Annotated in this window: 21 protein-coding genes and 1 pseudogene; 14 read left to right on the top strand and 8 right to left on the bottom strand. The window is 66.0% G+C overall.

Features of this window, described 5'->3' with window-relative positions; genetic code table 11:
• Window positions 1-486: pseudogene (locus tag A5636_RS26710) on the top strand (PPE family protein); the annotation flags it as partial.
• 5 nt (window positions 487-491) lie between these two features.
• On the opposite strand, the gene A5636_RS23330 reads toward A5636_RS26710, so the two are convergent.
• From A5636_RS23330 to A5636_RS23315, 4 genes are all read right to left on the bottom strand, one after another.
• Window positions 492-830: a GNAT family N-acetyltransferase gene (locus A5636_RS23330; RefSeq protein WP_065161016.1), complete on the bottom strand. Its 339-nt coding sequence runs from the start codon at window positions 828-830 to the stop codon at window positions 492-494.
• The gene (locus tag A5636_RS23325; RefSeq protein WP_065161015.1) at window positions 830-1,822 is read right to left on the bottom strand and encodes a pirin family protein; all 993 of its coding nucleotides are present in this window, start codon (window positions 1,820-1,822) and stop codon (window positions 830-832) included. Before A5636_RS23325 ends, A5636_RS23330 begins: the two co-directional genes overlap by 1 nt.
• 52 nt (window positions 1,823-1,874) lie before the next feature.
• On the bottom strand, window positions 1,875-3,257 hold the full coding sequence (locus A5636_RS23320) for an acyl-CoA dehydrogenase family protein (protein ID WP_065161014.1): 1,383 nt from the start codon (window positions 3,255-3,257) through the stop codon (window positions 1,875-1,877).
• A gap of 97 nt (window positions 3,258-3,354) precedes the next feature.
• Window positions 3,355-3,810 (bottom strand): WhiB family transcriptional regulator, encoded by a 456-nt coding sequence (locus tag A5636_RS23315; protein ID WP_065161012.1) that lies wholly within the window; start codon window positions 3,808-3,810, stop codon window positions 3,355-3,357.
• 143 nt (window positions 3,811-3,953) lie between these two features.
• On the opposite strand from A5636_RS23315, the gene A5636_RS23310 reads away from it, so the two are divergent.
• The 6 genes from A5636_RS23310 to A5636_RS23285 all read left to right on the top strand — a co-directional run bounded on the left by A5636_RS23310 (window position 3,954) and on the right by A5636_RS23285 (window position 8,124).
• Complete coding sequence (locus tag A5636_RS23310) at window positions 3,954-4,739, top strand: helix-turn-helix domain-containing protein (RefSeq protein ID WP_065161010.1); 786 nt, start codon at window positions 3,954-3,956, stop codon at window positions 4,737-4,739.
• The gene (locus A5636_RS23305) at window positions 4,736-5,545 is read left to right on the top strand and encodes a C40 family peptidase (RefSeq protein ID WP_065161008.1); all 810 of its coding nucleotides are present in this window, start codon (window positions 4,736-4,738) and stop codon (window positions 5,543-5,545) included. The genes A5636_RS23310 and A5636_RS23305 overlap by 4 nt, the downstream gene beginning before the upstream one ends.
• A 15-nt stretch (window positions 5,546-5,560) precedes the next feature.
• Complete coding sequence (locus A5636_RS23300; RefSeq protein ID WP_065161006.1) at window positions 5,561-5,929, top strand: DUF4226 domain-containing protein; 369 nt, start codon at window positions 5,561-5,563, stop codon at window positions 5,927-5,929.
• Between the two features lie 96 nt (window positions 5,930-6,025).
• Window positions 6,026-7,456 (top strand): DUF4226 domain-containing protein, encoded by a 1,431-nt coding sequence (locus A5636_RS23295; RefSeq protein WP_065161004.1) that lies wholly within the window; start codon window positions 6,026-6,028, stop codon window positions 7,454-7,456.
• 34 nt (window positions 7,457-7,490) lie between these two features.
• Entirely contained in the window at window positions 7,491-7,802 is a 312-nt protein-coding gene (locus A5636_RS23290; protein WP_065161002.1) for an ESX-1 secretion-associated protein, read from the top strand.
• 19 nt (window positions 7,803-7,821) lie between these two features.
• Window positions 7,822-8,124, top strand: coding sequence for a DUF2694 family protein (locus A5636_RS23285; RefSeq protein WP_065161000.1), 303 nt, complete (start codon window positions 7,822-7,824; stop codon window positions 8,122-8,124).
• A gap of 1 nt (window position 8,125) precedes the next feature.
• Here A5636_RS23285 and A5636_RS26705 read toward each other — a convergent pair whose 3' ends face one another.
• Window positions 8,126-8,269, bottom strand: coding sequence for a hypothetical protein (locus tag A5636_RS26705; RefSeq protein WP_172827303.1), 144 nt, complete (start codon window positions 8,267-8,269; stop codon window positions 8,126-8,128).
• A gap of 91 nt (window positions 8,270-8,360) precedes the next feature.
• Here A5636_RS26705 and A5636_RS23280 point away from each other — a divergent pair, with 91 nt between their 5' ends.
• The 6 genes from A5636_RS23280 to A5636_RS23255 all read left to right on the top strand — a co-directional run bounded on the left by A5636_RS23280 (window position 8,361) and on the right by A5636_RS23255 (window position 17,281).
• Window positions 8,361-9,728: a DUF5631 domain-containing protein gene (locus A5636_RS23280; RefSeq protein WP_065160999.1), complete on the top strand. Its 1,368-nt coding sequence runs from the start codon at window positions 8,361-8,363 to the stop codon at window positions 9,726-9,728.
• A gap of 33 nt (window positions 9,729-9,761) precedes the next feature.
• Entirely contained in the window at window positions 9,762-10,097 is a 336-nt protein-coding gene (locus tag A5636_RS23275) for a DUF2710 family protein (protein WP_065160997.1), read from the top strand.
• Between the two features lie 51 nt (window positions 10,098-10,148).
• Entirely contained in the window at window positions 10,149-11,648 is a 1,500-nt protein-coding gene (gene eccB, locus A5636_RS23270) for a type VII secretion protein EccB (RefSeq protein ID WP_065160995.1), read from the top strand.
• 2 nt (window positions 11,649-11,650) lie between these two features.
• The gene (eccCa, locus tag A5636_RS23265) at window positions 11,651-15,730 is read left to right on the top strand and encodes a type VII secretion protein EccCa (RefSeq protein ID WP_065160993.1); all 4,080 of its coding nucleotides are present in this window, start codon (window positions 11,651-11,653) and stop codon (window positions 15,728-15,730) included.
• 81 nt (window positions 15,731-15,811) lie between these two features.
• On the top strand, window positions 15,812-16,117 hold the full coding sequence (locus tag A5636_RS23260; RefSeq protein ID WP_367592845.1) for a PE family protein: 306 nt from the start codon (window positions 15,812-15,814) through the stop codon (window positions 16,115-16,117).
• A gap of 9 nt (window positions 16,118-16,126) precedes the next feature.
• Window positions 16,127-17,281, top strand: a complete 1,155-nt coding sequence (locus A5636_RS23255; protein WP_065160991.1) for a PPE domain-containing protein — start codon at window positions 16,127-16,129, stop codon at window positions 17,279-17,281.
• A gap of 42 nt (window positions 17,282-17,323) precedes the next feature.
• Here the strand turns inward: A5636_RS23255 and A5636_RS23250 are convergent, their stop codons facing one another.
• Together A5636_RS23250 and A5636_RS23245 are read right to left on the bottom strand one after the other, a co-directional pair.
• Window positions 17,324-18,097: a TIGR03084 family metal-binding protein gene (locus tag A5636_RS23250; protein ID WP_065160990.1), complete on the bottom strand. Its 774-nt coding sequence runs from the start codon at window positions 18,095-18,097 to the stop codon at window positions 17,324-17,326.
• Between the two features lie 12 nt (window positions 18,098-18,109).
• Window positions 18,110-19,426, bottom strand: a complete 1,317-nt coding sequence (locus A5636_RS23245) for an MFS transporter (protein WP_155763970.1) — start codon at window positions 19,424-19,426, stop codon at window positions 18,110-18,112.
• A 102-nt stretch (window positions 19,427-19,528) separates the two neighbouring features.
• On the opposite strand from A5636_RS23245, the gene A5636_RS23240 reads away from it, so the two are divergent.
• Window positions 19,529-20,137 carry a YqgE/AlgH family protein gene (locus A5636_RS23240; RefSeq protein ID WP_081287959.1) on the top strand — a complete coding sequence of 203 codons (609 nt, stop codon included), beginning with the start codon at window positions 19,529-19,531 and terminating at the stop codon, window positions 20,135-20,137.
• A 7-nt stretch (window positions 20,138-20,144) separates the two neighbouring features.
• On the opposite strand, the gene A5636_RS23235 is transcribed toward A5636_RS23240, so the two are convergent.
• A partial coding sequence (locus A5636_RS23235) for a hypothetical protein (RefSeq protein ID WP_065160989.1) occupies window positions 20,145-20,396 on the bottom strand: 252 nt, incomplete at its 5' end.

Raw genomic sequence — 20,396 nt, 5'->3', positions numbered from 1 at the left:
TCCGCGGCTGCGCCTGCCGCGTCGGCGGCCGGAGCGGGGGCGCCGGCACCGGCCGCGACCGCGCCGGCGGCGGCCGGCCCGGTGGTGCCGTATGCCGTGCCTGGCCTCGATCCGGGCGGCGGCTTCACGCCGACGTTGCGGGATCGGACGGGAGCCAAGGCACCTGCGGAGGGGATCCCGGCCGCCGCGGCGGGTGTCGCGGCTCGGGACAAGAGGCGCGCCCGGCGACGGCGCGCTGCCACCATGCCGGAATTTCAATACGGCGACGAATTCATGGATGTCGGCGAAGGCGACGGCCCCCGCACTGAGCCTGCGGAGGAGCCGACCGTCGCCGCGTCCAGTCGTGGGGCCGGAGCCATGGGTTTCGGCGGCACCGCAGCCAAAGACGACGCCGACGCCACCGGACTGATGACGTTGCCCTCCGACTCATTCGGTGGGGGCCCCACCATTCCGATGCTGCCCACCACCTGGGAACAGGAGCCCTAGCCGGATTACTTCGGTTGGGTATTGACCCAGCCCACTACCTCGGCCGTCACCGGGTCGGTGATGTCGTTGTACTCGGGGTGCTTCTTGAGCACTGTCACCACCATCGAGCACACCGGAACGATGCGTTTCCCCGCTGCCTGAGTGTCCTGCAGCGCCTGCTCCAGTAGCAGAGTTGCCAACCCCCGCCCGCCGAATTCGGGGTCGATCTCGGTGTGGTGGAAGACCCGCTGTTGGCCGCGGTCGGCGTAATCGGCCAAGCCCACGACCTGGCCCTCGACAGAAATGGTGTATTTGCGGTTCTCGTCGGTGATGGTGACATCTGCGCCGGTTTTGTCGACTGTCATCAGTGCTCCTTCGCTTTCGATACGGACCCGGGCAACGGCCTGGGCAATAGCCGGGTGGTCGGCATGGGCGGAGCCGGTAGCCGAGCGACCGAGCCCCGATAGCCGTGAACCGCACCAAAGCGGTCCTGAGGATCCTCCTGCCACAGTCGTCGATATGTGACGATCTCGTCGTGGCTGCGGGCCAGGAAGTTCCACCACATCACCAGTTGTTCCCCGAACGGGGCGCCGCCCAACAAAAGAATGCGGGCGGCGTGCTCCCCCGGGTTGCGCAGCGGCAGCACTCGGTGGCCCGGACTCTGGTAGCCCAGCTTGGCAACGCCCAGGCTGACCCCGGCCAGCTGGACTTCGCCCTGATCGCACAGCACCGCGTGCTCGAATGTCGGGTCGACCTCCAGGTCGAGCTCAGCGTGCGCATCGAGATCGAGCTGCGCACCGAGCAGCGGCGTGAAAGTCGTTACCGGCGAACAACTTCCGGCCAAATCGCCAAGAAAGACCCGTACCAGCGCGCCGTCGAGCGGCACCGCTTCCGGGGCGTAGTGCGCGAAGTCGCGTCCGGTGTCACGCGCCGAATCGGGCAAAGCGACCCACAATTGCGCGCCGTGCAACACCGTGGAACCCACCGAGACTTCCGAATGGCAGATGCCGGCGCCCGCCGTCATCAAGTTCAGTTCGCCTGGCCGCACCACCGCATGCACACCGGCGCTGTCACGATGCTCGATTTCCCCGCTGAACAACCAACTCACCGTTTGCAAGCCGGTATGCGGGTGCGGCGGGACGTCCATCCGCGCCGCACCCGGACCGTAGTGGTCGATGAAACACCATGCCCCGACGAGCGAACGCTCGCGCTGCGGAAGGGTCCGCCGGACCCGCATGGCCCGGGGCCCACCCAGCGGCACCTCACGCGGCTGCAGTACCTCCACAACCGGTGTGGCTGCCGCGACCTGCGAAGCGGCGCAGGCAACTTCGGCCGGCATCGCTTCGAGGTTGCTCATCGACGACCCTTCGTGGTTGGCGGCGATACCGCGACCATACTCGCCGGATGGGCTACTTACGGGGTGGCTGCAACGCCTTCATGGCAACCCGCATGATCGGCTCGGGCACCCGGTCTTTGAGCGCCAGGGCACGATCGGCTGCGCGGGACCGCAGCGGGGTGCCGCGACCGAACACGCGGTTCAATGGCCCCCCGGTCGGCTCGACTGTCACGTGCAGTGGCGGGGTGTCGACGGCCGAGCCCAGGGCGTTGGCGATGACCATACGCTGGATCTCGCTGGTGCCTTCGAAAATGGTGTACAGCTTGGCATCCCGGTACCACTTTTCGACTGGATGATCGGTGATGTAGCCCCAGCCGCCCATGGTCTGGATGGCACGTTCGGTGGCCTTCACCGCGACTTCGCTGGCGGCGAGCTTCGACATCGAACCTTCACCCCGTTCGAAGGCGACTCCGCTTGCTGCCATCCAGGACGCCCGCCAGGTGAGCAATCGGGCGGCGTCGATCTGAGTTGCCACCTCCGCCAACGGGAATGCGACGCCCTGGTGGTCGATGATCGGGCCGCCGAAGGCCTCGCGTTCGGTGGCGTAGGCGGTGGCGTACTCCAACGCGGCGCGCGCGATCCCGATCGCCTGCGCCGCCACCATGGGCCGAGTCTGCTCGAAGGTACCCAACGTCGCTGAGCCAGACTTCTTGGCTCCTGCGACCACTTCGCGGGCCTTGGCGAGCTTGTGTTCGAGTTTGTCTTCTCCCCCAAGGAGATTCGCCCCCGGGATGCGGACGCCGTCGAATTTCAGCTCGGCAGTATGGGATGCGCGACAGCCCATCTTGTCAAGCTTGCGCACCAACTCCAGGCCAGGCGTACCGCCGGGGACGACGAACAGTGCCTGACCGCGGTGGCCGAGTTCCTGGTCGACGACCGCGTTCACCACGTGCACGTTGGCGATGCCGCCGTTGCCGATCCACATCTTGTGGCCGTCGATGATCCAGTCGTCACCGTCGCGACGAGCGGTGGTCCGAAGATTGCGAACGTCGCTGCCCCCTTCGGGTTCAGAGATCGCCAACGCGGCTAGCTTGAGGTCGCCCGGTGTGCCGAAGCATTCCGGAGCCCATTCCAGCATCTGTTCGGGCGAAGCTGCCTGACCGATCGCCGAGAGCGCCAGCGCCGGCATCACGATGGCCAATCCGATTCCGGCGCAGCCCCAGAACAGTTCCTCCATGAACATCGGCAGGGATATGCCGGTGGGGTCTCCGATCAAATCGCGGTAGAACAACGGGCTGTAAAACCCCCGTTGGGCCGCTTCCTCGAGCACCGGCCAAGGGAACTCCTGCTGCTGGTCGTAGTGCAGCGCGACGGGGCGGATGACCTCCTCGGCGAACTCGTGAGTGCGGCGTGCCAAGTCGTGTTGGGCTTGGGTGGGGGTCAGGTCGAAGGTCATGGATGTGCCTCTGGGTCGGTTGCCTCGGCCCGTACGGGGCCCCGTCGTGTCCCGTATACCCTGCTGCGGCTGTGTTATCCGACGGATTCGGCATGCATCAGGCCGCCGAGCGTGGACCGGGTTGCGGCGCCTTGGCGGCAGGTAAGTGCAACACGACCGCGCTCACGGGGACGGCATCGTTCTCCCGGCGCGCGAGCAGCGCCGCGTTCTCGGGGAGTTGCCGGGCGTTGATCTCACCCCGGGCGATCCGGCGCAGCACCTCGTGTGCCTGCGCAAGCTGCTCACGCTTGCGGTACTGACCGCCGGGCAACTTGATGCCGGCCCAGACCCCGTACTCCTCGCGATGTTTGATCGCCCGTTCGGCGCAGAGCCGCTGCTCGGCCAGGGGGCACCGGCGTAGGCATTGGATCCGCGCCTCGGTGGCGGACCGCTCATAAGCCCGAGCCTTGGCGGCCCCGTCGCCGCCGTCGTCGTCGGGGTAACCGAACCACAGTTCCGGGTTGGTTGTGCAGGGGTTGGTTTTGTCGGGATTGCTTTTGTAGGGACTGGTCATCAACTAAGGCCTCCTTCGTTGTGAAACGTAGACGGAAGCGTATACATAACGTCTGCACGATCGCAAGGGAAAGGCGACAGAAACGTATATATACCTGCTGTCGGCTCCGCTGTGTAATATTCGATGCATGGCCGGAGCCCGCCGTGAGCCGTGAGTCGGCGGGCGCCGCGATTCGGGCGCTACGCGAATCCCGGGATTGGTCGCTCGCGGACCTCGCCGCCGCCACCGGCGTCAGCATTATGGGGTTGAGCTATCTGGAACGAGGCGCCCGCAAACCACATAAAAGCACTGTTCAACAGGTTGAAAACGGGCTGGGCCTGCCGCCGGGAACCTACTCCCGGTTGCTGGTGGCGGCCGACCCGGAAGCTGAACTCGGCCGATTGCTGGCCGCGCAGCCACCAGACGCCGGGGTCAGTTCCGATACCGGTGACCCTGTCGTTCAGCGCCACGACGACACCGACGTGTTGGAGCGTTACGCGGAAGCGCAGCGGGAAACGCTGCAAGCATTCATCGATCGCCTGCCGGTGCAGACATCAAACGAATACGAGTCGTATATTCATGATGTGATCACCCAGTGCGTCAAGGCAGAGATGCTGGCCGCCAGTTCATGGCGATTGGCCGTGAACTCCGGGGGCGAGTCCGCGACTCGCCTGATGGGGCATCTGCACGCCTTGGAGGCGACCCGCGGCGCACTACTGGCGCGGTTACCGTCGAGTCTTGGCGCGAAATTCGAGCGAGCGTGTGCACAATCGGCGCTTCCAGATGCCGTTGTGGCCGCGATGATCGGTATCGGCACCGACGAGGTCTGGGACATCCGCACCCGGGGTGTCATCTCCCAGGCAGCCCTCCCCCGGGTGCGCGCGTTCATCGACGCGGCGGCGGCTGGGGAAGACGGACTCCCGGCTCCGGACAGCGAGCAGCATCAGTGAGCACTTCCGAGCTGGACGCGTTGACCCGCGCCCATGAATTGTTCGTCGGTACGAGCCGCCCGGTGCCGGAAGTTGGGCCCGGTGCGGGGTTGCTGCAGGGGGCCGTCGAACCGAACACCCCTGTGGGACAGCAGCATTACCTGCGCTCAGCGGACCGTGTCAATGCCGTTCTGGTATCCACCGGGCGTACGGATTCAGCGCTCGCGGCGGTGCTGGCGGGTGCGCATCGGGATCACCTGACAGCGCGCGCGCTCACCCGAAGTGTTGTCGACGAGGCCCGCGCCGATGCCAGCGTTCCTCCTTCCACACCCCTTGCCCAGCGCGAGGCGATGCGCCGGCGGGTGGCGCGGCTGCGGGCTCAACGCGCGCACGTCGTAGTTGCCCGAAGCCGGGCCAGACGCCATCTCGCGGCGCTGCGGGCGTTGCGTTACCGCACCGCGCAGCATCGTGCCGGGCTACCCGCGGCACGCGGTCGCGCCGGCCGAGCGGTCCGGGCCGCGCTATCGCGACTGGGCCGTCCCTACGTATGGGGGGCGACCGGTCCCGATCAATTCGATTGCTCCGGTTTGGTCCAGTGGGCGTATGCGCAGGCCGGAGTACACCTCGACCGCACCACTTACCAGCAGATCAACGACGGGTTTCCGGTGCCGCGTTCGCAGGTACGTCCCGGTGACCTGGTCTTTCCGCATGCCGGCCACGTACAGATGGCGATCGGCAACAATCTGGTGGTCGAAGCTCCCTACTCGGGCGCGTCCGTGCGTATCAGCCGACTCGGCAGCAGTGTGCAGATCCGGCGGCCATTGTGAGAGAAAGTTGAACTTATGTCGGACCCAGCCGGATCTGCGGTAGCCGCGATACAGAAACGCCAGGCAGAGCTGGCCAGCAGACAGCAGGCCAGTGCCGAAGCCGACCGTATCCTGGCCGAAGCCCTCTCCACCGCGCATCAGACCATGCGCGACAGCGTCCGGCAACTCGACGCGATCACCACCGAAATCGAGGCGCTGCAGCAGAGCGACCTCGTCGTCGATACCCCACTGGGAGTCGTCGATACCCCACTGGGAGCCCGTGAGTACCACACGTTCCTGTTGGGCAAGCAGCGTGAGATCGCCGCAATCGTTGCCACTGCCCGGGAGATCAGCCAAGCGAAAAGCGTTGTGCTGCAGGGCTTGCGAGGCCAGTATCTGACCTGAGGGAAACCGACGCGCGACAGGGTGAATTGTCCGCACCGCAGCGGCTCGGTACTGTCCCGCGGCATGAAGTGGTCGGGCACCGCGCGGATCACCTAGATGACGACATACCAGGACCTCGTCGATGTAATGCGGCGTATCCAAGAGCGCACCGGGGACCCGCAAGCTTGGATGGCGGGTTTGACGCCGACCGAAGTGACCACCGCATTGATGCCCGCGACTCCCGTCTCGCAGCTCGATCCGATCTTGACCAAGATTCGCCGGAACCATCCAGATTTGTACCCACCACCGGCCCCGGGGGCGCCGCCGGTGCGCACCGAAGGTGACGCGGCCGAGGCCATTGCCCGAGCAGAAACCGCTCTCGCGCATCAAAATTCGGTGACCTCCCAACTCGACCTGCAAGTCATCTCGGCCGTTCTCAACGCGCATCTGAAGTCGGTAGAAGGTGGCAGTCAACTCGCCAAGCTGCAACAGGAACTGGAGACGGCGGTAGCGATGCGGTCAGATCTGGATACCCCGGCGGGCGCGCGGGATTTCCAACGGTTCCTGATCAGCAAGCTCAGGGACATCCGCGACGTGGTTGCGAGCGCGAGCCTGGACGACACCTCGAAGGCAACGTTGATGGCGGCATGGACATCGCTGTACAACGCATCGAAAAACGGCACCAACGGGACCGGCGCGGCCTCGGGTCAGCCGCCGACCTCGGTGCCGACGCCTGCTGGCCGCAGTGCTGGCCAAACGCCCGCGCCGGGCACCGATTCGCTTCTCGACTCGCTGTTGCTCGATGACCCGGGATTATCGGGCGGTGCGCTGCCCGAACCCGCGACACCGGCCGCGCCCGCAGCGGCCTCCGTCGCACCGAGCGGCGGCGGTGGCGCAACATTGCCGGCCGGCGGAATGCCCGGCTTGGGAATGCCGAGCGGACTGCCGCTACCCAGTCTGCTCGGGGGCGCATCCGGCCGGGACGCCGGCGGGTTCGGTGGCGGATCGCTGCCCGGTGACGGCTTGGGCGACCTCAAGGACGACCCCGATCACCACGACTTCGAAGAGGACACGAACAAACGTGACCGCCACGACGACGCAGACGATATTGACGAGCAGCACGAGCCCGCCTCGGGCCAGCCCGAATCGCCGCCGTCCGGCCCCACGACAGTGACGCTGCCCAACGGCGAGACGGTCACCGCCGCCAGCCCGCAACTGGCCGCGGCCATCAAAGCGGCTGCCGGCGGCACACCGATCGCGGAGGCCTTCCAGCAGCAGGGCATCACCCTCCCGTCACCAGGGACCGCGGTCGCGCATCCGGTCGATCCGGCGCAGGTCGTCCCGGGGGACATCGGCATGTTCACCGACCGGCACGCGCTTGCCCTCGGCCGAAGCAAAGCGCTACTCGAAGGCCAAATTCAGCACATTTCGGCCGTCAGCGGCCCAAGCTTTCTAGGCTGGGAGCACCCGCCCTCGCCGGCCGTCCGGCCGGCCGCGCCCGCACCCGATACGCCTACGCCCACCCGCCCGTCGGCCACATTGACTTGACCGGCCACGCAACAGCCACAACGAGGAGACAGCCATGGCAGATCGAATCCATGTGGTGCCGGCGCAGTTACGCGAAGCCGCCGCCCGGCACCACGAGACCGCCCAACAGTTGCGGGCCGTGCCGTCGTCGCATGCCGCAATTCAGGAGAGCTTGGATTCGCTAGGGCCGATCTTCAGCGAGCTCCGCGACGCCGGCCAGGAGCTCCTCGAGATCCGACGGCAGTGCTACGAACAGCAGGCTGACGATCACGCCGACATCGCCGCCAATCTGCACACCTCCGCCGCAATGTGGGAACAGCACGAACAACAGGCGGCCGACAGACTCGGAGGCATTGTCGACGGATGACGAACGCCGGAAGACACCAATGACCGAAGCCAACCCCGCCTTTGACACCGTCCACCCCAGCGGGCACATCCTGGTGCGGTCCTGCCGCGGCGGGTACATGCACAGTGTCGCGCTGAGTGAGGCGGCGATGGACACGGACGCCGAAACCCTGGCCGAGGGAATCTTGTTGACGGCCGACGTGTCGTGTCTCAAGGCTCTACTGGAAGTGCGCGCAGAGATCGTTGCGGCAGGGCAGAGTCCGTCCGCGCAGGTTCCGACTCCGTCCGATCTGGACGCGGCGATCGAAAAGCTGCTGGCGCATCAACTGCACCGCCGACGTTGAACTACAACAACCAGGTCTTGGCGGTGTCGGGATCAGGAAGGATATTGTCGGGTGGCTCGATCGGGTTGTTGCCGAACAACTCTCGTGCGCGGCCGAGCAAAGCGCGCACCTCGTCGAGCTGCTGCTGCAGCGCAGAATCGGCCATGGCCACACGCTACCGACGCGGTGACGGCCGCACAATTCACCGCCTGACAGCGCAGCAATATTGCCCTACCGGATACCGGTAGTCTTAGCCGGTGGGAATCTTCGGTCGCAGAACAGCGCGCGAGCGTCTGCGTCGAGCGACTCAGGAATCTCTCACCGTCCCTACCTTCAGCGCCCCGCCCGATTGCACCCCCTGGGTGGTCGGAGGTCTCTGGCCCCCCGAGTTGTCCCCAAACAACACCGAAACCACAACGCTCGCAGAGTATCTGAAGACTGACCTGCAGCGGATCGCCGACTCGGCCAATGACGAGCTGAGAAGCATCCGACGCGCGGAATTGACACATCCGGCCCGTCGCGCCGCCGAGGCCAGGGTGATCGACGAGGCCCGCGCCCGGGCGGTGCGCCGAGTCGATTCAACGATCCGTCAGCTACGCCAGGGCGGGCAGCACCCGACCGCGCGTCCCGCACTTGGCAACGGCAGAGGCCCGGACATAGAAGACATAGAACACACGCAGGTGCTGCCGGCTATCCGGGACGTGCCGCCGCCGCTGGATATGCAGAAGACGCAGATCATTCCGGCAATTCGGGACGAACGTGCTCCGGTGCCGGTCGAGGAACCTGGTCCGGTGTCGGATGACAGAACTGCTCCCGCGCCGGTCGGGGAACGTGCTCCGGTGTCGGATGACCGACCTACTCCCGCGCCGGTCGAGGAACCTGCTCCGGTATCGGATGACAGAACTGCTCCGGCGCCGGTCGAGGAACCTGTTCCGGAGCGCGGTGACGACGCTAGCGCCGAAATCCCGCCCGACGAGCGACTGCACCGCCTGCTGGCCTACGTGGCGCGCCAAGAACCACGGGTGAACTGGGCGATCGGTGACCGCCTGGACGGCACGACACTGCTGGTCACCGACCTCGCACACGGATGGATCCCGCCGGGAATTGCGATCCCGGCGGGCGTGCGACTGCCCGAACCGCAACGGCGCAGCGGGCGCGCGGCGGAGCTGCTGGGTGCCACCACGCATGCCGCAACCTACACCCCGGCTGATCCAGCGAAATGGCCGACCGAAACCTCCGGTATCGAAGCGTCGGTGGAACCGCTCGAACTCCCGCTGGTCGACGACCTGGACTGGGAGCTCGCGGTTGCCACACACTGGCGAGAGGGGTTGCCGCGGTTGGTGAACACCCTGGCCAAGGCCGCCGCGAGCGGCGATGAAATCGTCGAGCAGGAAGCAGACCTATTACGGGTCCACCTGGACACCGTCCGCTATCAGGTGCTGGCTCAATATCCCGATGTTGATGCGGCGCAACTACTTAACTGCATGTTGTTGGCCGCGACCGAAGCCCGCGTTGCTAGTGACGCTATTTCGGCGAACTACCACTTCGCTTGGTTCAAGAAACTCAGTGCCACACCGGTCGACGATCCGCCCGCAACGTCACCGGAAATTGCTCCCAGAGCTTGAATTGACGCTGGTGAAAGGCATCGACATACTGTCATGGTGTCGGGGCCGGGTCGCAGTGAAATCGCCGACCTCAGCGCCGAAGGTGACAGGGCTCTCGTCGAAGCCGTCCTCCGCTCGCTGAGCGAGGCCGCCGACAAGTGGGAAGCATTTGTCGCCCAGGCCGAAACCGTCACCTACAGCGTTGACTTGGGAGACGTTTATGCTGTGGCGAATTCGGACGGCCGGTTGCTCAAACTGACCCTGCACCCGGACGTCATGGCCGGTTATGCCCCCAGCGAACTGGCGGACAGATTGAACCTCGCGATCGCAGCGGTGCGCGAAGAGGCTGAAGCCGAGAACCAGGCACGGTACGGCGGCAGCCTGCAGTGACGTCGACGGCGTTTGGCGGCGTCCGTCCCGCACGCCGGAAGGAGATTGACTGTGCCACTTAACTTGTCGAACCGCGACCAGAATTCTGGGCACTTGTTCTACAACCGGCGACTGCGAGCCGCTATCACCCGGTTCTCGGTGCGGATGAAGCACGACGACCGCAAACAGCAAGCGGCGGTGGCACTGTCGATTGTCCTGGTGCTGCTCGGCGTCGGGTGGATGGCCCTGCTGCATGTCATGAAACCCGCTGGCCTGATCGCGCAGTCGGCTGTGATCGGCAACCGCGACACCGGAGCGATCTACGCCAAGATCAACGGGCGCCTCTACCCCGCGCTCAATCTGACCTCAGCGCGGCTCGCCGTGGGCAACGCCGTCGCACCCACATGGGTTACGGCGCGCGAGATCGCCAAGTACCCCACCGGACCAATGATCGGTATACCTGGCGTGCCGGATGCGCTCTCGGTCACGGGCGGCGCCGCTTCGGCGTGGGCCATTTGCGACACCGCGCAAACACGCGGAGCCCACGGCAGCCCGAACCCGCCAGTGGTGACATCGATCGCCGGCACCCTCTCACCGCTGGGCAGGGCCCAGGCGATGGGATCGGGACAGGCAGTGCTGGTGACCCATAAGGATGCCACCTATGTGATCTGGGGAGGTCAGCGATCGCGGATAGACCCGAGCGACCGATCGGTGACGTTCAACCTGGGTCTCGATCCCGGGGTCACCTATCCAGTCGAGATCTCCAACGCCCTCTTCGATGCCATGCCGTCCACCGAACCCCTTGTGTTGCCGCTTGTTCCGGAGTCCGGTACCCCGTCGCGATGGCTATCCGGAGCCAAGGTGGGCAGCGTCCTGGAATCTCGTGACGCCGGTGGGGCTGTCAACGGTTTCTACGTATTGCTGCCCGGTGGAGTACAGAAGATCTCGGGTTTCGTCGCTGACCTGCTGCGCACCGGCGACTCGCAAGGATCGACAGCACCGACCCTGGTGGCTCCGGACAAGCTCATCCAAATCCCGGTGGTGGATGTGCTTGACGTTGATTACTACCCGCGGGGCAAACTGAACTTCGTTGATACGGTGGCCAATCCCGTGACATGTGTGGCTTGGGAAAAACAGTCCAGCGACCCGCAGGCCAGGATAACCGTCATCTCCGGGCGCGGCCTGCCGGTTCCGAGCGGCGTGGACTCCCGCTTGGTGCACCTCGTTCGCGACGATCGGAACGCCGAGTCCGTCGAGGCGCATCAGACACTGATCCTGCCCGGTGCAACCAATTTCGTCGCGACCACCAGCGGTGTCATCTCCGCCGAGAGCAGGGAAAGTCTGTATTGGCTTTCACCGCAAGGTGTTCGGTACGGCGTCCAGGCCGATCATCGGACGCTGCAAGCGCTGGGGCTGGATCCACGCCTCGCCGTCCAAGCGCCATGGCCGATCATCCGCACCTTTGCGCCGGGCCCGGCCATCGGCCGCGATGCGGCCCTGGTGGCGCGTGATGTGCTGCCGGTAGGCGGTGTGGTGGCACCTCTGCCCGAATCGAATGAATCGGGGAACTGATCATGTCGAAACGAGGGTTTGTCCGCGGAAAGCGCACGCCGCCACCGGCTGTCCCACCGGTGCGGGTGGCCGTCGCTGCACCGCTGGCATTGCCGGAACGCGAGCCGCGCAACATCCTGCTGATGATCGCCCTACCGGCGCTTCTGGTCGGAATCATCGGCACCCTGGTGGTCATGTACGCATCGGGCGTACGGTCGTTGCAATCGGGCTTCTTCCCGATGGTCGGGCTGGTCGGGTTCGGCGCTCTGATGTTTGGCGGACGCTTCGGCCGTGGGCGTCGAATCAGTTGGGGCGAACAGGAAAAGCAGCGCCGCAGCTATCTGCGCCAACTCGACGAGGACCGTGACGAAGTCCAACGGGCCGCCCACCAACAACGGCACTCACAGCTATTCGTGCACGGTGACCCCCAGGGACTGGCCACCATCATCGGTGGCCCACGGATGTGGGAACGACGCCCCGCGGACCCGGACTTCCTGGATGTTCGGCTGGGCATCGGGGTGCAACAGGCGAGTGAATCCGCCGTCTCACTACAGTGGCCCGACGTGCCGGTCGGCGAGGAGCTGGAGCCGGTAACCGGAGGCGCGTTAAGGGATTTCATCCTCGAGCAGACCAAGATCCGTGGCATTGGAAAGGTATTGAGCCTGCGATCCAAACCGGGGTTCAGTTTCATTGCCGACGATGCGACCGAGTTGCACAGTTTGGCGCGTTCGATGCTGTGTGCGCTGGCGGTCTACCACGGTCCGCACGATCTCAAACTGATGGTCGTCACCCGCCATCCCGAGCACTGGCAGTGGCTGGTGTGGTTGCCGCACAACCAGCACGACGAGATGTTCGACGCGTGCGGACTGCGCCGGCTGGTGTTCGCCTCACCCATGGAATTGGAAGAAGCGCTCGATGCCGAGTTGCACCGCAAGGGCCGCGGCCCGTGGGTGCCGCCGGCGACAGCCAGCCCCACATCCATGCCGTCGCCGATGGCGGCCGCGCCGGCGCTGGGGCCGCACTGGGTGATCGTCGATGACAACGTCGGTACGCCCGAGCAGTGGGAAGGCGTGACCGGACAGAAGGGCATGGCCGGCATCACAGTGTTGCGATTGGCGACCAGGGTGGGGGTCGGAGTCGGATTTACCGACGAGGCACAGCGATTTGCATTGCGTGACGGCCGGATCATCCACCGCAACACCTTCTTTGCCGTCGCAGACATGCTCGCCGACAGCACCGCCAACAGGTATGCCCGTGCATTGGCCCGCTGGTCACCGATGAGCGCCGATGAGTTGTCCGAGACCGAAAGCCAAGGCGGCGAACTGCTCCGGGCGCTGGGTATCAATGATCCGCGGGAACTCGACGTCGACAAGTTGTGGGCCGAAAGCCGCGGTCGTGGCGATCCACAATGGGCAATGGTGCCCGTCGGCGTCAAGCAGAGCGGCGAACTGCAATACGTGATCCTGCGTGCGAAAGACTTTGGCGGGTATGGCTTTCATTCGGTCGTGATCGGGACCTCCGGTGCGGGGAAGTCAGAGTATTTCCTGTCGTTGTGCAGCGGCATCGCACTGACCCACTCCCCTGAGTCGTTCATCGTGATCTTCGTCGACATGAAGTTCGAGTCGGCAGCCCAGGATTTGCAGGGGTTCCCGCACGTCGTCGGGTCATTGTCGAATCTGGGTAAGGATGACCGCCACCTGGCTGAGCGGATGCGCAAAGCCATCAACGGCGAAATCTCGCGCCGGTACCGGCTTTTCAAAGACGCTGGCGCCCGCGACGCCAATGAATACGAAGAGATGCGACTTGCCGGGCGGGATTTGGAGCCGGTTCCCATCCTGCTCGTGATCATCGATGAATATCTCGAATTGTTCATCCACCATCCGGAGTGGATCGACCTGGTCATCCACATCGGCCAGGAAGGTCGCGGCTGCAACGTCTTCTTCACGCTGGGTGGCCAGCGTCTGGATCTGTCATCGCTCAGTAAAGTCAAGAGCAACATCGCCTTTCGGGTGGCGCTGCGCGCTGAGACCGCCGAGGACTCCCGGGATGTGATCGGCAGCGATGCCGCGCTGCACCTGCCTTCGCAGGAGAACGGCTACGCGCTCCTCAAAGTCGGGCCCCGCGACCTGGAGCAGTTCCGCTGCTTCTATGTGTCGGCGCCGTTCGTCGTCCCGAAGCCGGCGGTGGACGTGGACCACACAGTCGCGATGAGCTTTTCCCAACCCCGTGCTCTTACCTGGGCGTACCAGCCACTCAGCGAATCCGACAGTGCGGCGTTGGCGGTGGCCGACGAACCCGCCGAACCGGACGAGTTCCTGTTCCACTCTGACGGTTTCCGCAAGAAGAAACTCGTCGACGTCGTCCGCGAGTCGCTTCTTTCCCACACCGCCCGCCCACCGCACCAGATCTGGCTGCCGCCATTGGAAGTCAGTGAGCCGGTCGACGCACTGGTGGCCCGGTGGCGCGGGCGGGCATGGGATGTCGCCTACGGGCAGAACCCCGGTCTGGTTTTTCCGCTCGGTGTTGTCGACATCCCCGAAGAACACGACCAGCGAGTGCATGTGATCAACGCTGAAACCGACAACATCATGGTGGTGGCCACCGCTCAGCGCGGTAAATCCACCACGTTGATGACGTTGATGACGTCGGCGGCGTTGATGTACCGGCCCGATCGGGTCACCTTCTTCTGTATCGGTGCGTCGCTGTTCCCGGTGGAAGGCCTGCCGCATGTGGCGTCGGTGGTCAGTCCCACTGACGCGGAAGGTGTTTCGAGGACAATCGCGTCCATCGAGGGACTCATCCTGGCTCGCGAGGCGTCCTTCAAGAGGTACCAGATGGATATCTCCGAATTCCGTGAGCGGCGGTTCGGGATAGACGGTCAGGCCGGCGGCACCGATCCCGATGACAAGTTCGGCGACGTTTTTCTCGTCATCGACAATTTCAGCGACCTCTACGACAAAGACGCCGCCGCAGGCGAGCGTGCCATCGCGATTGCCCGCCAAGGCCTGTCCTACGGGGTGCACATCATGACCAGTGCGACCGCGTGGCTTGTCGGCCAGAAGCAGCAACTGGTCAACGTCTCCAACGCCCGCATTCAGTTGCGGCTGAGCAATCCCGACGAAACGCAGATGGGTACCGGATTCGAACGGAAGAAGGCGGCCCGCAACACATTGGATCGCCCGGGTTTCGGGCTGACCCGGGAGGGCTTCGAACTGTTGGTCGGCGTGCCCGAGGTGACCGATGCTGCTGGGAACCGAGTCGCGACGCGCGACATCGGAACGGTGATCGCGAGCGTGACCGGAGTCGGCAGGGTGGAGAGCCTGGCGCGGCTGCCGGAACGGATCCGACTCCGCGAGGTGGCCACGGCATTCGCAGCCACCGCCGGGAACACCGATCCGATGAACATCCCGTTCGGCATCGGTGAAACCGCCCTGCAGCCGGTGGTGCTACCGGCCCGCGTAGTCCCGAATCTGCTCGTGGTCGGCCGACAGGCGTGTGGAAAGACAACGACGTTGGCTGCGATCGGCCAGATGGTTGTTGCGCGGTGCACCCCTGAGCAGGCTCAGATCACCATCATCGACCCCAAGACGTCGTTGATCGGCAAGATTCAGGGTGACCACGTGCGGGCCTACGCCTACACCGCCGACGACATCGACGCCGTGATCGCGGAGTTGGCGCAACTGCTGCAAGACCGATTGCCGCCGTCCGGGTTGAGCCAAGAAGAACTGCTCAGCCGCGGCGTCTGGGACGGTCCCCGCCACTTCGTGTTGATCGACGACGAACAAGAACTGCGGCCGCATGGTCTGCTCGGCAAGAATGCGGCAACCGCGCCCCTGTGGAGCCTGATCGAACGGAGCCGCGAGGTCGGTTTGCACGTCATCGCCGCGCGCCTACCCGGAAACTGGGCCGGTGTCTCGGTCACCAACCCGTTCCTGCAGAGAATGACGGGTTCACGGGCGCCGACGTTGTTCATGGACAACGATCCGGCGGCGGTGAAGGTGTTCGGGCGAACCAGCGCGCAGCAACTCCCACCCGGGCGGGGCCTCTTGGTCACCACCGACGGCGTGATGGAAGGAGTCCTGGTAGGAGACCTGGAAACCTGAATCGACAGGCGTGGGCAGCCAACCTAGACTCAGCGCAACTTGCGGCCAGACGGGCCGGCCGCGATCAACCGAGAGGCAAATATGACATCGATGTTCGGCATGGTGCCAGGTGCTGTTGACCTATCGGCGGCCGCCGAGGCGGGCCTGAGCGAGGAGATGGCGGCGACGACTGCGGCCGGTGCTGCGGCGCTCACCGGGGTCCTGCCGATGGCGCCGGACGCCGACTCGATTGAATTCGCGGCTGCGTTGAACGCCGCCGGTGCTGCCTACTTGGCGACGTCCGCCGAGCATGTGGGTCAGCGGGCGGCCTTCTCCGGCGCACAGGGCCTGGCGTCGGCCGCGACCGTCGCCGCGGAAGCCTTCAACGCAGGCGCGGTTGGACTGTAGGTCGAACTGATGCCGGATCCACGGTGGACGGGCCCGCCCGAGGTTGTGGCTGCGATCTTCGAGGCGGGCTCGCCTGCGTCGGTGATCGCCAACAACGTTGTGTGGGTCACCGAGACGGTCAGCAAGGAACTGTCGGCGGGACTTTCCACGCTGAAAAACCTGGCAACCGAGGCACAGTGGCAGGGAGTCGCTTCAGTCGCGTCGACAGTGGCCGTCACCGGGCTCAACGCCGGATTGCAGACCCTGGTCGGCTGGACCGCCGAGAAGATCAACGTGACGCAAGCGGCCGTCGAGGCGTTCATGCTCGCGCGGTCCGCGGTCATTCCGTCGATGGTTTCGCAGACCAACCGCGACGAATGGACCGCACTCAACGCCACGAATTTTTTCGGACAGAACACCCCGGGGATCGTCGAACGCGACTGTGAATACTTCGGCGAACACTGGCCGCACAATTCCGGCGTGGGTTGGACCTATTCCGCCGCGTTGACCGCTTTGATCGCCGCGTTGGCCGTGCCGCCGCCGATCTCGCCGATGGGTGCATCCCCGGCCGCGCCCGCCGCAGCGGCACAGGCGGTGGCGCAGGCGGCTGCGCAGACCGGCATGCAGAACGCGGCGCAGGCGTCGACTCAGGTCGGCCAGGCTGCCGCCTCCCCCACCAGCGGTGCCGAACAGCTCAGCTCACTAATGCAGGAACCGATGCAGATGGCCTCGGGTGCCGCCGAGCCGGTGAAACAGCTGTTGCAGGCGCCGATGCAGGCGATGCAGGGCATCAGCGGGCTTCCGCAGGGCATGATGCAGGCGTTCGGTGGCATGTTTCCGGCTACCGGCGCCGGCGAAGCTGCGGCTGTGTCAGCTGGTGCCGGATCCGTGCCGGTGGCAGCCGGCGGCGGGGCGATCTCCGGTGGCGGCGGGACGTCGGGGTTCCCGGGTGCCGGAATGACCAGCTATACGCGGCCTACCAGCAGCTTCGAACCCGAAGCGGGTGGCAGACCTACCAGCCTGCGCCCCGGGGTGCTCAACGCCGCCGAAGTTCGCGGTCCGACGCTTTCGTCTGGGGGCGCACCCGTCCCGATGACGCCGGCGGGCATGCTGGCGCGAGGGAACGACGAAGGCAAGCAGGATGTCGCGCGCGCCCGGGTCGTCGTCACCGACGAACGCAGTTGATTCAGGCTGCTGCACACCCGCAGAGCGCGCCGAGCGTCGATGTCAGCGCCCGGGACCCGGCGGCCCCGCGAATGCCTGCGCGATCCCCAGCCAACGCTGTGCCTCCTCCCCCACCGCCGTCACATCGAGCGCGCTCAGCGGCCGCCGCTGGGTGACCAGAAAGCAGAAGTCTTCGGCCGAACCGGTGACGCGCTGCGCAGCGTCCGGCGGCCCCCAGGTCCAGGTGTCGCCGCTTGGCGCCCGCAATTCGACCAGGAAGGGTTCACTCGGTGGCGTCAGGTTGTTGACGAAGAACGCGTAATCGCGGGTGCGCACCCCGATGTGCGCGATCGAACGCAGCCGGTCCGTCGCGGGCCGCGCGACGCCGAGGGCGTCTGCAACATCGAGCCCGTGTGCCCAGGTCTCCATCAACCGCGCGGTAGCCATGGACGTGGCGCTCATCGGCGGACCGAACCAGGGCAGCTTGCGCCCGTCGGCCACCTCGAGCAGCGCGCTGTGCAGCCGGCGGCGGGTGCCTCGCCAGTCGGCCAGCAGCTCCGCAGGGGGCATCGCAGCCACCTCCTCGGCACCGGCGTCGACGAAACCGAGCGGATTGGCGCCCGCAGCGGTCAGCACGTCGGCGAAGCCGCCTTCGTCGGTCACTGAAAGCAGTGCGACCCGATCCGTCCACAGCAGGTGCCCGATCTGGTGCGCGATGGTCCAGCCCGGCGCCGGCGTCACCCTCGCCCAGTCCTGCGGCGTCAGGGGCGCCACCAAAGCGTCGAGTTCGTCGCTCTCAGCCTGCAAGTCAGCGACCAACGGACCCGTATCTGCCATTTCGCTACCTTCCTACGCTGCCTGGCTTCGGCGACCGACCAGGGCGTGTACCACCAGTCCCACCAGGTAGATCAACGATCCGCACAACACAAAGCCCGGCGCGCGCCCGTCCTCGGGAATGAACACGGCCGCCACCGACACGGCGGCGATGAACGATACCCAGAACAGGGCATCCTGCACTGCAAACACGTGGCCTCGCAACGCGTCGTCCACGTCAATCTGCATCGCCGCGTCCGCCGACAGCTTGATCACCTGGCCGGCCAACCCCAGCAAGAACCCGCAGACCACCATCACGGGCAGCACCAGCCCGGCACCGGCGGACTGGATGATGGCAGCCGCGACCAGCGCGGCGTTGGCCGTCGCGTAGCGGCCCCAGCGTCGCACCAGCACCGGGTTCAGCACATTGGCCAGGAAGGCGCCCAGGCCCGTCGCGGCGAAAAACACCAGCGCGGCACCCAACCCGTCGCCGTCGACGTTCTTCATGCGATGCACCAGCAGCAGGATCACCAGCGAGTTGATGCCGACGACCATCCGGTGCGCGGCCAGCCCGGCCAGCGCGGCGGCCACGGTAGGACGCTGGAGCACCGTCCGTACCCCGTGCAACCACCCGGTGAGCACCGCGTAGACGGCCGACCCGTGGATCGCGCGCTTGGTGTCGTCGGGGCCGAGTACGTGCGGGCCGAACCGGAACGACAACAGCAGCGCGAGCGTCACCGGGATCAACGCGGTGAAGATCACCACGGCGGCACCGTGGTCTCCGCCCCCGCCGAGCCAGCGCGGCACCAGCATGAAGTTCGCGCCCAGAAAGGCCGCGACCGCCCCCACTGCGGTGGCCAGCGAATTCATCTTGACCACCTCCTCGCGCGGCACCACGTGCGGCAGGCTCGCGGACAGCCCGGAACCCACGAACCGGGCCATGCCGTTGGCCAGCAGCGCCGTACACAACAGCAGGACGTCGCCGGCGCCCACAGCCAGGATCGTGCCGATCACAACGATGAAGGCCAGCCGCACGCTGTTGGCACCGATCAGCACCAGCCGCCGGTCCCACCGGTCCATCAGCGCCCCGGCGAACGGCCCCAGCAGCGAGTACGGCAGGAACAACACCGCGAAGGCGCTGGCGACCGCCATCGGGTCGGCGGCCCGGTCCGGGTTGAACAACAGCGCACCGGCCAGACCCGCCTGGAACAGGCCGTCGCCGAACTGACTTGCCATGCGCAACTGCAGGAGTCGCCAGAAATCGGGCAGCCGGCGCACCGACCGCCACAGTTCGACGGGTGCGCTTGCCTGCATCCGGGTGCGAATCACTGAACCCACTTCCACAATCGGCACAGGTAAGGCTGGATCGGGCTCTGCACCGTCTCAATCACAGTACAAATCTCGGGCGACCGCGGCTGTTTGCACCGACCGGACAGGCCCGAGTGCGATGATGTGGTGGTGGCGCCGCAGGAAGACCCCGAGGAATTCGCCGCACCCGCCGCACAACGGGTGCGGGCGGGCACGTTGTTGCTCGCCAACACCGATCTGCTGGAGCCGACGTTTCGGCGCAGCGTCATCTACATCGTCGAACACAACGAGGGCGGCACCCTGGGCGTGGTGCTGAATCGGCCCAGCGAAACGGCGGTCTACAACGTTTTGCCGCAGTGGGCCAAGCTCTCGGCGAAGCCCAAGACGATGTTCATCGGCGGCCCGGTCAAGCGGGACGCGGCGCTGTGCCTGGCCGTGCTGCGGGTGGGGGCCGACCCGGACGGCGTTCCCGGCCTACGTCACGTGGCGGGTCGCATGGTGATGGTGGATCTCGACGCCGACCCCGATTTGATCGCCCCAGCCGTCGAAGGGGTGCGGATCTTCGCGGGGTATTCCGGCTGGACCATCGGGCAACTCGAAGGCGAGATCGAGCGCGACGACTGGATTGTGCTGTCGGCGTTGCCATCTGACGTGCTGGCGCCGCCGCGCGCCGACCTGTGGGGTCAGGTGTTGCGCCGCCAGCCGCTGCCGTTGTCGATGTTGGCGACCCATCCGATCGACGTCAGCCGTAACTAGTCGAGTCCTAGTCAGCGCAGGACAGCGTGCATGCGCCACAACTGCCGGCGCAACCCGGGCTGTTGACCTGCGCGGTCGCGCGGCGCAGCGCAAACCGCGCACTCTGCAGAGAGCCGGTGGCCAAGGTGCCGAGGGCGCCGGCGATGCAGACGATCACCACCACCAGCGCGGTCTGCGGCGACGCGGCCAGCGCCACCACTCCCCCCGCGGCCAGCATCACCGCCGCCGCCAGCTGCGTGGGGGCCATGGACCGCAACGC

Source organism: Mycobacterium asiaticum (assembly GCF_001673315.1).
Taxonomy (GTDB): domain Bacteria; phylum Actinomycetota; class Actinomycetes; order Mycobacteriales; family Mycobacteriaceae; genus Mycobacterium; species Mycobacterium asiaticum_B.
The sequence above is the reverse complement of the archived record's forward strand: the minus strand, read 5'-3'. Positions and strand labels throughout refer to the sequence as shown.

Coding starts and splice junctions, on each gene's coding strand:
- A5636_RS23275 (WP_065160997.1), top strand. CDS start 9,762: ATGGTGTCGGGGCCGGGTCGCAGTGAAATCGCCGACCTCAGCGCCGAA.
- A5636_RS23290 (WP_065161002.1), top strand. CDS start 7,491: ATGGCAGATCGAATCCATGTGGTGCCGGCGCAGTTACGCGAAGCCGCC.
- eccCa (WP_065160993.1), top strand. CDS start 11,651: ATGTCGAAACGAGGGTTTGTCCGCGGAAAGCGCACGCCGCCACCGGCT.
- A5636_RS23315 (WP_065161012.1), bottom strand. CDS start 3,810: ATGACCAGTCCCTACAAAAGCAATCCCGACAAAACCAACCCCTGCACA.
- A5636_RS23255 (WP_065160991.1), top strand. CDS start 16,127: ATGCCGGATCCACGGTGGACGGGCCCGCCCGAGGTTGTGGCTGCGATC.
- A5636_RS23330 (WP_065161016.1), bottom strand. CDS start 830: ATGACAGTCGACAAAACCGGCGCAGATGTCACCATCACCGACGAGAAC.
- A5636_RS23250 (WP_065160990.1), bottom strand. CDS start 18,097: ATGGCAGATACGGGTCCGTTGGTCGCTGACTTGCAGGCTGAGAGCGAC.
- A5636_RS23260 (WP_367592845.1), top strand. CDS start 15,812: ATGACATCGATGTTCGGCATGGTGCCAGGTGCTGTTGACCTATCGGCG.
- A5636_RS23285 (WP_065161000.1), top strand. CDS start 7,822: ATGACCGAAGCCAACCCCGCCTTTGACACCGTCCACCCCAGCGGGCAC.
- A5636_RS23295 (WP_065161004.1), top strand. CDS start 6,026: ATGACGACATACCAGGACCTCGTCGATGTAATGCGGCGTATCCAAGAG.
- A5636_RS23300 (WP_065161006.1), top strand. CDS start 5,561: ATGTCGGACCCAGCCGGATCTGCGGTAGCCGCGATACAGAAACGCCAG.
- A5636_RS26705 (WP_172827303.1), bottom strand. CDS start 8,269: ATGGCCGATTCTGCGCTGCAGCAGCAGCTCGACGAGGTGCGCGCTTTG.
- A5636_RS23320 (WP_065161014.1), bottom strand. CDS start 3,257: ATGACCTTCGACCTGACCCCCACCCAAGCCCAACACGACTTGGCACGC.
- A5636_RS23325 (WP_065161015.1), bottom strand. CDS start 1,822: ATGAGCAACCTCGAAGCGATGCCGGCCGAAGTTGCCTGCGCCGCTTCG.